The sequence below is a fragment of the Paracoccus seriniphilus genome (assembly GCF_028553745.1).
Lineage (GTDB): Bacteria > Pseudomonadota > Alphaproteobacteria > Rhodobacterales > Rhodobacteraceae > Paracoccus > Paracoccus seriniphilus.
In genome coordinates, this window is the sequence record NZ_CP067129.1 from 2,338,905 (window position 1) to 2,353,433 (window position 14,529).

General features: G+C 61.9%; 15 protein-coding genes and 1 tRNA gene. 4 read left to right on the forward strand and 12 right to left on the reverse strand.

Going from position 1 to position 14,529, the window contains the following annotated elements; all coding sequences use genetic code 11:
• Positions 1 to 379: 379 nt before the first annotated feature.
• The 4 genes from JHW44_RS11415 to rlmB form a co-directional block, all read right to left on the reverse strand.
• Positions 380 to 1,474, reverse strand: coding sequence for a Hint domain-containing protein (locus JHW44_RS11415; RefSeq protein ID WP_089342774.1), 1,095 nt, complete (start codon positions 1,472 to 1,474; stop codon positions 380 to 382).
• A gap of 446 nt (positions 1,475 to 1,920) precedes the next feature.
• Positions 1,921 to 2,352, reverse strand: coding sequence for a CoA-binding protein (locus JHW44_RS11420; protein ID WP_089342773.1), 432 nt, complete (start codon positions 2,350 to 2,352; stop codon positions 1,921 to 1,923).
• 222 nt (positions 2,353 to 2,574) lie between these two features.
• On the reverse strand, positions 2,575 to 2,985 hold the full coding sequence (locus JHW44_RS11425) for a YHS domain-containing (seleno)protein (protein WP_089342772.1): 411 nt from the start codon (positions 2,983 to 2,985) through the stop codon (positions 2,575 to 2,577).
• A gap of 86 nt (positions 2,986 to 3,071) precedes the next feature.
• Complete coding sequence (gene rlmB / locus JHW44_RS11430) at positions 3,072 to 3,875, reverse strand: 23S rRNA (guanosine(2251)-2'-O)-methyltransferase RlmB (RefSeq protein ID WP_089342771.1); 804 nt, start codon at positions 3,873 to 3,875, stop codon at positions 3,072 to 3,074.
• 122 nt (positions 3,876 to 3,997) lie between these two features.
• On the opposite strand from rlmB, the gene JHW44_RS11435 reads away from it, so the two are divergent.
• Positions 3,998 to 4,081: transfer RNA gene (locus JHW44_RS11435), tRNA-Tyr, on the forward strand.
• Between the two features lie 273 nt (positions 4,082 to 4,354).
• On the opposite strand, the gene JHW44_RS11440 is transcribed toward JHW44_RS11435, so the two are convergent.
• From JHW44_RS11440 to JHW44_RS11465, 6 genes are all read right to left on the reverse strand, one after another.
• Positions 4,355 to 4,954: a superoxide dismutase gene (locus tag JHW44_RS11440; protein WP_089342770.1), complete on the reverse strand. Its 600-nt coding sequence runs from the start codon at positions 4,952 to 4,954 to the stop codon at positions 4,355 to 4,357.
• A 140-nt stretch (positions 4,955 to 5,094) separates the two neighbouring features.
• Positions 5,095 to 5,613 (reverse strand): sarcosine oxidase subunit gamma, encoded by a 519-nt coding sequence (locus JHW44_RS11445; RefSeq protein WP_089342769.1) that lies wholly within the window; start codon positions 5,611 to 5,613, stop codon positions 5,095 to 5,097.
• Positions 5,606 to 8,539 (reverse strand): sarcosine oxidase subunit alpha family protein, encoded by a 2,934-nt coding sequence (locus tag JHW44_RS11450; protein ID WP_089342768.1) that lies wholly within the window; start codon positions 8,537 to 8,539, stop codon positions 5,606 to 5,608. Before JHW44_RS11450 ends, JHW44_RS11445 begins: the two co-directional genes overlap by 8 nt.
• Positions 8,536 to 8,871, reverse strand: a complete 336-nt coding sequence (locus JHW44_RS11455) for a sarcosine oxidase subunit delta (protein ID WP_089342767.1) — start codon at positions 8,869 to 8,871, stop codon at positions 8,536 to 8,538. The genes JHW44_RS11450 and JHW44_RS11455 overlap by 4 nt, the downstream gene beginning before the upstream one ends.
• A gap of 130 nt (positions 8,872 to 9,001) precedes the next feature.
• Positions 9,002 to 9,175, reverse strand: coding sequence for a hypothetical protein (locus JHW44_RS11460; RefSeq protein WP_179217609.1), 174 nt, complete (start codon positions 9,173 to 9,175; stop codon positions 9,002 to 9,004).
• Between the two features lie 91 nt (positions 9,176 to 9,266).
• Positions 9,267 to 10,532 carry a sarcosine oxidase subunit beta family protein gene (locus JHW44_RS11465; protein WP_089342766.1) on the reverse strand — a complete coding sequence of 422 codons (1,266 nt, stop codon included), beginning with the start codon at positions 10,530 to 10,532 and terminating at the stop codon, positions 9,267 to 9,269.
• A 282-nt stretch (positions 10,533 to 10,814) separates the two neighbouring features.
• On the opposite strand from JHW44_RS11465, the gene ccmI reads away from it, so the two are divergent.
• From ccmI to JHW44_RS11480, 3 genes are read left to right on the forward strand one after another with little or no spacing between them, the layout of a single operon-like run.
• Positions 10,815 to 12,053: a c-type cytochrome biogenesis protein CcmI gene (gene ccmI / locus JHW44_RS11470; protein ID WP_089342765.1), complete on the forward strand. Its 1,239-nt coding sequence runs from the start codon at positions 10,815 to 10,817 to the stop codon at positions 12,051 to 12,053.
• Positions 12,050 to 12,517: a Holliday junction resolvase RuvX gene (gene ruvX, locus JHW44_RS11475; protein ID WP_089342764.1), complete on the forward strand. Its 468-nt coding sequence runs from the start codon at positions 12,050 to 12,052 to the stop codon at positions 12,515 to 12,517. Before ccmI ends, ruvX begins: the two co-directional genes overlap by 4 nt.
• A 58-nt stretch (positions 12,518 to 12,575) precedes the next feature.
• Positions 12,576 to 12,812, forward strand: coding sequence for a DUF1289 domain-containing protein (locus JHW44_RS11480; RefSeq protein WP_089342880.1), 237 nt, complete (start codon positions 12,576 to 12,578; stop codon positions 12,810 to 12,812).
• Positions 12,813 to 12,839: 27 nt separating this feature from the next.
• Here the strand turns inward: JHW44_RS11480 and JHW44_RS11485 are convergent, their stop codons facing one another.
• Both JHW44_RS11485 and JHW44_RS11490 read right to left on the reverse strand, forming a co-directional pair.
• A complete protein-coding gene (locus tag JHW44_RS11485; RefSeq protein ID WP_089342763.1) occupies positions 12,840 to 13,658 on the reverse strand; it encodes a DUF6635 family protein in 819 nt (272 codons plus the stop codon).
• A 97-nt stretch (positions 13,659 to 13,755) separates the two neighbouring features.
• Complete coding sequence (locus JHW44_RS11490; RefSeq protein ID WP_089342762.1) at positions 13,756 to 14,529, reverse strand: amino acid ABC transporter ATP-binding protein; 774 nt, start codon at positions 14,527 to 14,529, stop codon at positions 13,756 to 13,758.

Consider the following 14,529-nt stretch of genomic DNA (forward strand, 5'->3'; position numbering starts at 1 on the left):
GAACCTGCTTTCTATTCTTGTCAGACTGTCGCGCCCGGCCGACAAGACCACCTGCCAGATATACAAGACAGCCGAGGGGATAATGCTGCCTATGCTGCCCCCCGATCCTTGGACCGATCCGGTCTCGAGGCGAGGCTTTGACTGGTCCGCCCCCGAAGCTTCGATCGTTCTGCGCGAGCAGTTTTCCGACCATTGCCCTGCTTCCCAAGGTTGGTGCGCCAGAATCTGGAAGGCAGGTCTCTGTTTTGTCTCGGCCCCGTCAGATGTTATGGATGCGGCAGAACCGGGGCCGTCTTTTTCCGTCGCATCAATCCGACCCACACCAGAAGCCACATTCCCGGCCCTGACATCCGACCAATCGCGTTCTGGCCGAATCGACCTAACTCTCCAAGAGAACCAGTTGTTTGTGGTTCCGCTTATGCCTGGCCAAAAGCTTGCTCACCTGCGCCTGTTTCCGAATCGTGAGATGTGCAGGAGATGCGCCCTGACCCGCGGTTTCCAGTTCGGGAAAAATCTCGAAAATCTCCCTGCGCGCCATTTCGGGCAGCGCCTTCAGCGCCTGAACGCCGGTGTAAAGGCTTTCGGCCGGCGCGCCATTAGCGAAGACGATCTGATGCGCCTCAAACAGCATGTGAACATAGGTGACAGGGGCGAATGAAGCCACTTGCTCGATACCCTCTGCTTCGACCAGCTTGATTGCCGGGACAAAGATCTCTCGTTGCCCGAACATCCGCTCGGCTATCCTTGACGCGATTAGAATGCGATGCTGCGGCGAAACCAGGAGGTCGGAATGCGGGACGCCCTCTCCCAATGCGCCAGCACTGATGCGAATCGGTCTCAGATGCGGTGAGGCCACAAGTTCAGCAGTCGACAGCTTGCGCCTGCCAATCCAGACGATCTTTTGCACGCCGTCTCGGACTGTCACGACATCATCGCCCGCAACCAAAGAACTGATCTGTCGTTCGCCGGTCGGCGTTTTGACCAGTGTTTTTTCGCAAAAGCACACGACCGAGTTCGTGATCTCGTTCATGTATTGTCGTTGATTGTAGAAGTTATCAAATCCGGTGCTGAATCGGCCAAGCGTGATGGATTGGATTTGGTCAGATGCTGCATTGATACCTGCAGCCGCATCTTCGTTTACCAAGATGGCCTGCGAGCCATCCGACAGGGTGATCAGTTCCAGGGTTCCAGTCGACGTGGAACCGTCGGCATAGGTGAATGTCGAGCTGACATAACGGTCATTGTCTACCTGCGTGGTTGCGGCTTCGTCCGAGAAATCGCCGTCACGGTCGGTATCAACGACAAAACTGTCCCCGATATCAATTGATCCGTTATTCGGCTGAATGGTGCCATCCGTCTGGATATCGATGAACTGGCCAAGGTTGCTGGCGGTCAGCACGGTACCTTCAGCGGCAGTTCCTCCAACACCTAACGCTGCGTTCAGGTGGAATCCGCTACCTACCATCGTTGCCATAGAAGTCCTCGAATATTAACGTTATCAAGATGTTGCCAGTTCTGCTTCCCGAGGCAGTCCAGCGAAATCCCGTTTCAAAAGCTGGCCCGACATCGCAGCCGCACATCGCATGGATCCGCCCTACATGCAAACATCCCTGCCTTCGACGGCAAAGGAAAGAAGGCAGCGACAAGGCCAGCCGCTTGCTTGAAACGCAGGAAAGGACAGCAACTGCAAACAACAGGCCCAAGGCCTTTGGGCAGAGTGACCATACGACCTTCAGCCATCCGCTCGGGACGCGATGAATGTGTCGCTCAAGCCGCGATGCAGATTACGACAAACTGGAAATCCTGCAGAACGCATATGTCATCTGTCGAGGTCGTATCATGGCACTGCCCCGGCCGATCTCTTTTCAGGTGATGGACAGATGATCGCCGAGGCCTTGCGGCCCACAGCGGTTCACACACTTACAGATATCTGGGGAACTCGATCTTTGGACAGCGGTTCTGAATGACCGTGATGCCGCGCGCTCTGGCCTGCTCTGCCGCCTCATCATCACGCACGCCCAGTTGCGTCCAGATCACCTTGAGGTCGGGCAGGCAGTCCAGCGCCTCTTCGACGATCCCTGCAACAGCTTCCGACCGACGGAAGATATCAACCATCTGAACCCCGGCCTCGGGGGGAATTTCGGACAGATGGCCATGGACCTTCTCTCCGAGGATGGTCGAGCCTGCATGACCGGGATTGACCGGGATGACACGATAGCCTTGTGCCTGCAGGAATCGGGCCACGCCCCAGCTGGGGCGCGCCTCTTTGGGTGACGCCCCGACCATCGCGATGACCTTCACGGTCCTGGCGATATTGGCAATGTCCGTGTCTTCATCAAGTTCGAGATTCATGGCGGGTCTCCCCTCCTCAGCCATAAGTTGCATGCAACCTGACATAGAAAAGGCGCCCGGTCCAGAATTCTGGCCGGGCGCAAGTCGCGGAACGAGGGACAGTGATCCGAACATGACCGTTCCGATGGTCATGCTCTAAGTAGTAAATGTGCATCACACGGAAAAAGTTCCAGAGGGATCGCGTTTTTGTGATAACGAAACAGGAACATCGGTATCGTCGAATCAGCGTTTCCCTGACCAGTTCTTCCGCGCCCTGGACAGGATTGAGCGCGGCCTGGTCCTGATCCGATGTTCGGCATTCCTTGACCGCATCAGGTAGAGCCGGTCGCCAATGACCATGAAATGATCGGGGTCGCCCGCCTCCTGACGCCCCTCCGAAAGACCAACGGGACACAGGCCATCAAAAGCCGGAGCATAGCCGCGCGGATCCGCCTCGAAGCGGGCGCGGTTCTCCTCGCTGGAAAAATACCACAGCTTGCCATTCCACAGGGTCGCGATGTCGCTTCGGCCTGCCACGGGATGGCCACGGTCCGAATAGGCCACCACATCATAGCCACCAACCGCCCAGTTCTCGGCCGCCGCGGGACATGCGGCAGCCAGACAGAACAACAGGGGAAAGGCGAAATGTTTCATCGAATCTCGGAAAAACCAAGATCTCTCAATGCCAGCCTTTGCACTGATTCTCAACGAATCAGATGGTGGATCGCAGGGAAGTGAACTTAGCCGTTCGCCGCAGCATAGAGAGCCACCGCTGCTGCATTGGAAACATTCAGCGACCCGAAATCCGCCGCGAAGGGAATGCGCGCCAGATGATCACAGCTCTTTGTCGTCAATTCGCGCATGCCCGGCCCCTCGGCGCCCATCACCAGACAGATCGCCCGGCCCGAGAGATCACTCAGAACCTGCGGCAAGGTCTGCTCTGCCTGCCCGTCCAGCCCGATGAGGATGAAGCCCATGTTCTTGAGCTGGTTCAGCGCCTCGGCCAGATTGGGCACGCGCAGATAGGGCTGCCGTTCCAGCGCACCGGAAGCGGTTTTTGCCAGGGCCCCGGTTTCGGGCGCGGAATGACGCGAAGGTGCAATCACGGCCCGGGCCCCGAAGACCTCGGCCGAGCGCAACACCGCACCGATGTTATGCGGGTCGGTCACACGGTCCAGCGCGACAAGCAGCGGCCGCTGCTCTCCGGGGGCTTCGCGCAGCGCCACCTCGCTCAGGCTGCCCCATTTCAGCGGCCGCACCTCAAGTGCCGCCCCCTGATGGACGCTGTCGGGCGCAAGCGGAACTGTTTTCCCGAACACGCGGGGATCGGTAATTTCCGGCGTCATGCCATGCAGATCACCCAGACGGTCCACCGCGTTGCGCGTCACCACAAGCCGCAGTTTCTCGCGCGAGGGATTCTGCAAGGCGTCACGAACAGCATGCAGGCCGAACAGCCAGACAGTCTCTGCCGCCGCAGCCCTGCGCGCGCGCTCCTTGTCGATGACCCATGTGGGTTTTCTGTTCCTGCCCGAATTTTCAGCCATATTGCCATCCTTATCTCGCCATCTCTCTCTGCGCGTCCAAAAGCTTTCGCGCAAGTCCCAGAAATCCGCTTGACGCCTCCTTTCACTGCAGTTAATCACGCCCCACGCCGACGGCGATCGGCGGGCGACGTGCTGCAAGGTGCGGCAGCGGACTGTAACTCCGCCGGGGAGACCCATGCCTGGTTCGATTCCAGGGTCGCCCACCATTCCCCCTCTTTTCAGATGATTACCTGAAACAGGTTCCCGGATGGTGATGCTGGTCCTGAAGGGCCAAAGCCTTCACGGAACGTGCGATTCAGCCTGGTTCAGGGTCGGGCGCCTCGCCCAAGTCTTCCCGCAATTGTTCTGCTCGGTGCCGCGCTGCGAATCACTTGGGCACGGCAAGAAGATCTGCAGATTTCCGGCACGCCATCGTAAAAATGAGAACGCCCGCCGGTGATGAGACCAGCGGGCGCGATGATATCCGGACGTCAGATCGCTTACATGCGCGAGGCGACATTTTCCCAGTTGACCAGCTTTTCAAGGAAGTTGGTCAGATAGGCCGGACGCTTGTTGCGGAAGTCGATGTAATAGGAATGTTCCCACACGTCGCAGCCCAGCAGCGCGGTCTGACCAAAGCACAGCGGGTTCACGCCGTTTTCGGTCTTGGTCACCTTCAGGCTGCCATCGGCGTCCTTGACCAGCCAGCACCAGCCGGAGCCGAATTGGCCTGCACCGGCAGCGGCGAATTCTTCCTTGAACTTGTCAACCGAGCCAAAAGATTCGGTCAGCGCCTTTTCCAGCTCGCCCGGCATCGGACCGGGATTGGGGCCCATCATTTCCCAGAACTGGGTGTGGTTCCAATGCTGGCTGGCATTGTTGAAGATGCCATTCTGCGCCACGGCGCCGGCCTGGTAGGTGCCCTTGATGATCTCTTCCAGAGACTTGCCTTCCCACTCGGTCCCGGCAATCAGCTTGTTGCCATTGTCGACATAGGCCTTGTGGTGAATGTCATGGTGGAATTCCAGCGTCTCCTTGGACATGCCGCCGGCAGCCAGCGCATCATGTGCATAAGGAAGATCGGGAAGGGTAAAAGCCATGGTCCTCTCCTTTCTGAAAGGTTCGCTCTGTATATCCGGGCGCACAGTCCCGCATTCGCCGGTTCAACGCAAGGGGGGCAGAGCGGTTCCGAGGCACCCATCAGGGACATCCCCGCAACCGCTGATGCGCCCTGGGCAGGTCATCGCGGCGCCAGATAACTGCCCGGCAAGGCTGCGTTTTTCAAGAGCAGACCCAGATAGTCGGCAGAGGAACGGAAGCCGATGATCCGGAAACCGCCGTCAATCCGCCAGAATGCCGCCGCCGTCTGTGCCGCCCGGCTGCGGCGCAGTTCATGCGGCCCCAATGCACCCAGATTGGCCGGGCTCAGCTTGGCCAGAACGTCATCGGCATTGGGACCGGTGACATCATAGATGACCCGCGCATCCGACATGTCGACGGCCAGCGCATGCTGTTGTGACAGCCCCTGCTCCAGAGCCTGCAGCACCTGTGCAACCTCTCCCCTGGGCATCAGGCAGAGGAACTCGTCCGGGGACATCCAGCCGATCCGGCGATCTCCGCTTCCGGTGATCTGTCGCGCTTCAGGGGCGGCAAATCCCATGACATCAGACAGGACCGGGCCCGCCTGTTCCGGGTCTGCGCGCAGCGAAATCATGCCAATGCCGTCAACACGGCTGACGGTTGCCAAAGCCTCAGCCATTCAGACGGCTCCCTTCCTTGTCATAGAAGACCGGATCGACGATCCGCCCTTTCAACACCTCGCCCGAGGGCAATGGGAATTCCAGCACCTGCCCCATGCGTTCGGGTCCGTGGCGCACCAGTGCCATGGCGATCGGCCGGTCCAGCGTCGGCGAGTGATAGCTGGAGGTCACGCGGCCCTGCATCTTGCGCTGCCCATTGGCGTTTACGCCCTCATCCACGGCATAGGCACCATCGGGAATCACACGCCCGTCCAGACTTTCCAGACCGACCAGCTGCCAACGCGAGCGGTCGGTCATATGGCTGCGCGCCTGCGCCCGTTTGCCGATATAATCCGACTTTTTCTTCGAGATCGCCCAGCCAAGCCCCAGGTCCTGCGGGATGATCGTGCCGTCGGTCTCGTCGCCGATCATGATGAAGCCTTTTTCGGCACGCATCACATGCATGGCCTCGGTGCCATAGGGCGTCACGCCCAGATCGCGTCCGACCTCATGCAGCTTTTCCCACAACTCCAGCCCGCGCCCGGCCGGAACCGAGATTTCATAGCTGAGCTCGCCCGAGAAACTGATCCGATAGACGCGCGCCGGAATGCCGGCAATCTGGCCCGACGCCCATGACATGAAGCGCAGCGCCTCTTGCGAGAGATCAAAACCGTCATCCGCCAGCCGCATCAGCAGTTCGCGCGATTTCGGTCCGGCAACGGCGATCTGCGCCCATTGCTCGGTGACATTGGCGGTATAGACCTGCCAGTCCCACCATTCGCATTGCAGCCAGTCTTCCATATGCGCGTGGATATGTTCAGCGCCACCAGTGGTGGTGTGACACAACCATGTGTCCTCGGACAGGCGCGCAACGACACCATCATCCATCAGGAAGCCGTTTTCATTGCACATCAGCCCATAGCGGCAGCGCCCGACCGGCAGACTGGACATCATGTTGGTATACATCATGTCCATGAAACGCCCGGCATCCGGCCCCTTGACGATGATCTTGCCAAGGGTCGAGGCGTCCAGCGTTCCCACGCTGCGACGAACCGCCAGAATTTCGCGCTGAACGGCAGCATGGCGATCCTCGCCCGCTGCGGGATAGCAATAGGGCCGACGCCACTGACCTACGGGCTCCCATGAGGCACCATGTCCCTCATGCCAGTCATGCATCGGGGTCTTGCGCAGAGGCTGGAACGCCTCGCCCCGCGCATCACCTGCAATCGTGGCAAGGGTCAGCGGCGTATAGGGCGGGCGGAAGGTCGTGGTGCCGGTCGCGGGAATTTTCTGCCCGAGCGCCTTGGACAGAACCGCAAGCCCGTTGATATTGCTGACCTTGCCCTGATCCGTCGCCATCCCCAGTGTCGTATAGCGCTTGGTATGTTCGACGCTGGCATAGCCTTCACGGGCGGCCAGTTCGACGTCGCTGACCTTCACATCATTCTGGTAATCCAGCCACATCTTGGCGCGCAGCTTGTAGGGAGCCTCTTGCGGCATGCACCAGACGGGCATCGTCGGGCCTTCACGCCGTTCCAGCGTGCCTGCGCAGCGCAGGTCGCCATTCGCGGCCCCGACCGCGCTGGCATTGCCCTGGCCATTCGCGCCCAGAGGCGGACGTTCAGGATTGGGCCGGAACATCGCCTGCGCCTCATCCCAGATCAGCTTGCCGCCGCAATGGCTCCACAGATGGACAACCGGAGACCAGCCGCCCGACATGGCAACAACATCGCAATCTATCGCGCCGGTCGGCTTGCCTGCCCCGGACTGATCGCACAGCACCACGCCCTCGACATGGCGGCTGCCCTTGACCTTGGCAATGGCGGTGCCGGTCAGAACCGGGATATTCTGCGCCCGGGCGGCCTGTGGCAGATCACCATCGGCGGCGAAGCGGGCATCGACAATGGCGGCAACATCCAGTCCCGCAGCCTGCGCTGTCAACGCGGTCCGATAGGCGTCGTCATTGTTGGTGACCACCACGATACGCTGGCCCGGCGCCACGCCGTAATCAGTGATGAAGTCCCGCACGGCCGAGGCCAGCATCACACCGGGCACATCGTTGCAGGCAAAGCTGATCGGCCGTTCCAGCGCCCCGGTCGCCACGACAACATGTGCCGTGCGGATCCGCCACAGACGCTGGCGTGGAATGCCCTGGTCAGGATCGTGATCGGCCAGTGCCTCGCGCGCCAGCAGATAGCCGTGATCGTAGAGCCCGGTCGCCATGGTGTTGCGGCGCAGGGTGACATTGTCACGCGCTTGGAGATCGGCCAGCAATTCATCGATCAGGGCCTGACCGTCATGGTGATCGACCGGCGTACGCCCACCCCAGACGGGGTTCTGTTCCAGCACGATGACCTGCTGCCCCTTGTCTGCTGCCGCTCTGGCAGCCTCGAGGCCCGCGATTCCGCCACCCACGACGACCAGATCGGCATGACCATAGGCCTGTTCGTAGAGATCGGGATCGGGATCGGTCGGTGCCGCGCCCAGCCCCGCGCTGTGGCGGATGATCGGTTCGAACACATGTTTCCAGAAGGGCCGCGGATGAATGAAGGTCTTGTAATAGAAGCCCGCCGGCAGCAGGGGCGACAGCCAGTTGTTCACAGCGCCGATATCAGCGTCCAGCGAAGGCCAGCAATTCTGGCTGCGCAGGGTCATTCCCGGCACCAGCGAGGTCGTGGTAGCCCGCTGGTTGGGTTCGAACCGTCCGCCCTGCCCCAGCCCGAACAGGGCGTTGGGTTCCTCGGCACCACTGGCGACAGGGCCGCGCGGGCGGTGATATTTGAACGACCGGCCCATCATCATCTGGCCGTTGGACAGCAATGCCGAGGCCAGCGTGTCCCCTTGCAGGCCGCGCAACGACCGTCCGTCGAACTGGAAGGGAATCTGAAACGCGCGATCGATCAGGCGGCCACCCTTGGGCAGGCGGAAAGGAGGCGTGTGTTTCATTCGGCAGCGTTCCGATCAAAGGTCCAGTCAGGATAGGTCTGGCGGATGGTTGTCACGATGGCTTCTGGCGGCTCATGGGTCTGGGCGGGATATGAGCCGAAGACCTGCAGCGTCGCGGTGTCCCGCGCGACATGGAACCATTTTCCACAACCATAGGAATGGCGCCAACGTTCCAGATGGACGCCCTTGGGGTTCTTGCGCGCGAAAAGATAGGCTTCGAATTCTTCATCCGCGCCACCCGGCCCGACGCGCTTCAGATGCGCCTCGCCTCCGGGGTGGAACTCGGACTCTTCGGCAGTGATGCCGCAACAGGGACAGGTCAGGGCCAGCATTCAATGATCCTTGCGCGGTTGAGAAAGAAATTCGGTGGTCATGCGGACATGAAAAGACCGGGGACCAGATGCCCCCGGAGACAGGCTCGCTGACGGCCTGCGACAGGCCGCAGGTGCTCGGTCAGGGCGATCAGTTCCCTTCGGGCGTGACCGGTGGTTCGGGTGCTGTGCTTTCGGCGACAGGCGCGCCACCGTCAGGCGACATCTCGCCCTGGTCGGCCGCCATGAAGAAGAACAGCAGCGCCGCAACGACGACGACCGCCCCGACGATGAAATACATTCCGTTGTTCTTGCCTTCGGCCATGGGACATCCTTTCGGTCAGAGGGGTGATGCAAACCCAATCCTTCCGACCGCAAAGGGTTTCCGGCGATATCTGGCATACGCGACACTCCGCCTAATGGGCCACGCCGGCGGCCACCGATTCGTCGATGAAGCGCCCTTCGCGGAACCGGTTCAGACCGAAATCGGCGGCCAGCGGGCCGGGCTGGCCATTCGCCACCAGTTCGGCCATCGCCCAGCCCGAGCCGGGAATCGCCTTGAAGCCGCCGGTGCCCCAGCCGCAGTTGACGAAAATGTTCTTCACCGGGGTCGTGGACAGGATCGGCGAACGGTCCCCGGTCATATCCACGATACCGCCCCATTGCCGCAGCATCTTGAGGCGGGAAATCATCGGGAAGGTCTCGACAAGCGCGCGAACGGTTTCCTCGACATGGTGCCAGCTGCCGCGCTGGGTGAAATTGTTGAAACCGTCGGTGCCGCCACCGATGACCATCTCGCCCTTGTCCGATTGCGACAGATAGCCATGCACGGTGTTGGCCATGACCACCACATCCATGCAGGGCTTCACCGGCTCGCTGACCAGCGCCTGCAGCGCGACGCTTTCGATCGGCAGCCGGAAGCCCGCCATTTCCGCCAACTGGCTGGAATGACCGGCCACGACCATGGCCAGTTTCTCACAACCGATCCGCCCCTTGGAGGTATTGATCGCTCGCACCTGGCCGCCTTCGGTCTCGACCCCGGTCACCTCGCAGTTCTGGATGATATGCATGCCCATGTCCGAACACGCCCGCGCATAGCCCCAGGCCACCGCATCATGGCGCGCCGTGCCCCCACGGGCCTGATACAACCCGCCCAGAACCGGATAGCGCGGCCCGTCAAGATTGATGATCGGCACCAGTTCCTTGACGCGCGCTGGCTCGATCCATTCGGTGCTGACGCCCTGCAGGTTGTTGGCATAGACCGTGCGCTTGTAGCCGCGGACCTCATGTTCGGTCTGGGCCAGCATGATCACCCCGCGCGGACTGAACATGACGTTATAGTTCAGCTCCTGAGACAGGTTTTCATACAGTTTCAGCGCCTTGTCATAGATCGCCGCCGAGGGATCCTGCAGATAGTTAGAGCGGATGATCGTGGTGTTGCGTCCGGTGTTGCCACCGCCCAGCCAGCCCTTCTCGATCACCGCGACATCGGTGATGCCGAAGTTCTTGCCCAGATAATAGGCGGTGGCCAGACCATGTCCGCCAGCCCCCACGATCACCACCTTGTAGCGGTCGCGGGGCTGAGGGTTGGCCCAGGCGCGGTTCCACCCCTGATGTTGACGCAACGCCTCGCGCGCAATGGCGAAAACGGAATAGCGGCCTGAGCGCGGCGCAGTCGGCATGGACAATCCCCCTGGCTGAATCACCAGCTACAATGGCCGCAGCTTCGGCACGGCTCAAGACATGATGCGGCACATCAAATCAAAATGCGACATCGACGCGTTTGATTGCCACCAACTGCCCCCGGAGGGATCATGATTGCCTTCGTCCCGTGCCGCCCCCGTGTCGCCCATGACAAAGCCGTGAACAGCCCCCGGACACGCGCAAACCCGCCGGGCTGCGGCAAGGCACCGCTTTCAGAGCGGCGCGAAGCAGATTACAGGTGGGGCAACTGGAGGAATGCGATGTTCTGGATTATCTGCCTTGCGCTGCTGGTGATTGTGGCTGTGGCGATCCTTGCCCCCGTCTGGCGTCAGCGCGGCAATGCCGATGCGACCGTGCCTGCCGCCTCATTCGACATGCAGGTCTATCGCGACCAGATGCGCGAGGTTGAACGCGATCTGGAACGTGGGGTGATCCAGCAGGATGATGCCGAACGCCTGCGGGTCGAGATCGGCCGCAAGATTCTGGACGCCGATCGCAGGATGACGACCGCGCCCGCGATTCGTCGCGGCGGCGCGGCCATTGCGGCAATGTTGGCAATCGCGGTGTTCTTCGGCGGTGCCGTCGCCCTCTACATGCGCGAGGGCGCACCGGGCATGCCCGATCTGCCCATCGGCAAGCGCATCGCCATGGCCCAGAGCGCCTATGAAGACCGCCCGGACCAAACCACTGCCGAGGCAGAGGCCCCCGCCCGTCCGCAGCAGCCCCAAGCAGATGCCGAATATCTTGCGCTGGTCGAACGGCTGCGTGAGGCCGTGGCCAAGAACCCGGAAGACCCGCAGGGGCTGACGCTCCTGGCCAACAGCGAAATGCGGCTGGGCAATATCATCGCCGCGCGCGAGGCCCAGCAGCGACTGGTCGCCCTGCGCGGCAACGAGGCCAGCGCGCAGGAGTTGATGCAACTGGCCGCGCTGATGATGGAAGCGGCGGGTGGCCTGATCACCCCCGAGGGCGAAGAGGTTCTGGCCCGCGCACTGCAAAAGAACCCGCGCCAGCCTCAGTCCCGCTATCTGCTGGGCCTTCTGCAATTGCAGAACGGACGTCCCGACCGCGCCTTCCCGATCTGGCGCGAACTGCTGGAACAAGGCCCTGATGACGCGCCATGGATCGCTCCGATCCGCAACAGCATCCTGGACCTGGCATGGCTGGCCGGACATCCCGACTATGTGCCACCACGCGCGGCCAGCGCCATGCCCGCCCTGCCCGGCCCCGATCAGGACAGTGTCGCCGCCGCGCAGGACATGACCCCAGCCGAGCGTCAGGAGATGATCCAGGGCATGGTAAGCCAGCTTGAAACCCGGCTGGCCGAAGAAGGCGGAACGCCCGAGGAATGGGCGCGGCTGATTTCCTCGCTGGTGATTCTGGGGCAACAGGACCATGCACGCGACATCTGGGGCGAAGCCCAGCTGCGTTTCGCGGCCTCGGCCGAGGCGCTCGCCCCCATACGCGCCGCCGCGCAGAATGCAGGACTGATCGAATGATCCATGAAGACCTTGTAAGCTTTGCGACCGAACTGCCCGACTTCGGTGCCGTGGCCGGGCTGGACCTGGGGACCAAGACCATCGGCGTCGCGATCAGCGACAATATGCGTCAGGTCGCCTCGCCAATCACCGTGATCCGGCGCAAGAAGTTCACGCTGGACGCCGCCGAGTTGCTGAAGATTGTCGCCGAACGAAATCTGGCTGGTATCGTGCTGGGGCTGCCGCGCAACATGGACGGCAGCGAAGGGCCACGTGCGCAATCGACCCGTGCCTTCGCGCGCAACCTGTCGGGGCTGACCGCGCTGCCGATCTCGTTCTGGGATGAGCGCCTGTCGACGGTCGCCGCCGAACGCGCCTTGCTTGAGGCAGATACCTCGCGGCGCAGACGGGCCGAGGTGATCGATCAGGTCGCCGCCGGTTACATCCTGCAGGGCGCACTGGACCGGTTGCGCCACCTGGCCTGAAACCCCGCCCGATCATGATTCTTGCGCATCGTCGTACCGCCTTTTAGGAATGCTTCGCATGAACACTGCCGAGCCAATCTGGTCGCGGGACGAACCGCAAAGCCCCTGCGTGAATATCTGCGTCATTCATCCGCATGAAGGTCTGTGCGTGGGCTGCCTGCGCAGCCTTGAAGAGATTGCCAACTGGGCATCCCTGTCCCCTGACGCGCGCCAGCAGATCATGGCGCAACTGCCAGAGCGCAAACCGCTGCTGAAGAAACGGCGCGGCGGGAAACGCGGGCGGCCGCAGTCCTGATCGCCATGATCTGTTCGGGTGCCACGGTCAGCGCAGGCTGCGCCAGGTGACCAGCAAGGCATCCAGCAGATCTCCGGCACGGGCCAGCAGATGTTCGCGCTCCAGCGCCGGGATATCTGCCTGCTTGTCCAGCCGGTCCAGCATCCGCATCAATCGCCGCCGATGCGTGCCCAGCCATGTCTGCACCGGATCGGCCAGCAGTCCCGCGAATGTCGTGATGACCGAGGCCGCTACCGCCAGAGCCACCCCGGTCGCAAGAATCTGGGCGGCAGATGGCTCGGCTGGAAACAGGCCTTGCCAGATCCTTCCCAGACCCGAACCAAGGGCAAATTCCTCGATGGCGCGGGAGCGCGCGCGAAGCTCGGCAATCGGGCCCGCCAGGGATATTACCCCCGGCGTGGGCCTGTGAAAGGCAAAGCTGCCCAGGGCCAGAACAATGGTCGAGGTGGTGATCTCTGCGACGGCATTGCGGGTTTCGGTATAGCCGTCCACCGCCTTGCGGATCAGTTGCGGGTCATCCTGCGCCAGCAGCCCGCGTTGATGCATCTCGTCCAGGAAAGAGATCAGATCCGCGTCAATCTGCCGCCCGATATCCGAGGGCAGAAAGATCCGCCGCGCCCCCAGCCAGCGCGACAGCGCCTTCAGCCGGACCAGCCCGGACAAGGCTGCGCCCAGACGGGTCAGCAGGAACACCGGCGACAGGGCAACATTGATCGGCGCACGCAACAAATCCAGCCCCAGCGCGGCGCGATGCAGCCGCAAGGTACCACCGGGCCCGAAACGGCGGGATACGAATTCATCCACGGCCTTGCGCCGCGCGATCAGCATGTCCGCACTCTCTGTCATCCCGGCCCCCGCCCGCTATATTCCCATAGATAAGCAGTGCCATGGCCTGATGCCAGTATTGCGACAGCACCCGCCGGGATCCGCGCCCGCTGCAGGCCTAGAAGGCGTTGCGTTCGTGATAGGTGCGCAAAAAGCCCTGAATGCGCGGGTCCTGCGGATGATGCAGAAGGGTCGAAGGCGTATCCACCGCGACCAGTTCGCCGCTTTCCAGAAAGGCGACCTGATCGGCGACATGGGCCGCAAAGCCCATTTCATGGGTGACGACGGCCATGGTCATGCCCTCCTGCGCCAGCGTTTTCATCACGCTCAGCACCTCGCCCACCAGTTCCGGATCCAGCGCGCTGGTCGGTTCGTCAAACAGCATCAGCTGCGGCTCCATGGCGATCGCCCGCGCAATGGCCACGCGCTGTTGCTGACCGCCCGACAGGCGGGCGGGATGATTGGCCATCTTGTCAGCCATGCCCACCTTGCGCAGGGCTTCGGCGGCGCGTTCATCGGCCTCGTCCTTGCGCAGACCGCGCACCCGGACCAGCCCTTCGGCGACGTTCTGCTGGGCCGTCATATGCGGCCACAGGTTGAACTGCTGGAACACCATGCCGATCGAACGGCGCATTTCCCGCAGCTTGCGACCCGACATCAGCTTGCCGGGGGCATCATAGCCAATCATCTGGCCATCAATGCGGATCTCGCCCGAGTCATAGGGTTCCAGAAAATTGATGCAGCGCAGCAGGGTCGATTTCCCCGAACCCGAGGGGCCGATCAGGCAGGTCACCTTGCCCGGCGGAATGGTCAGATCAATATTCTTCAGCGCCTGAAACGGGCCATAGAACTTGTTGACCTTGCGGATCTCGACAGCGGATGCCTGAACCAT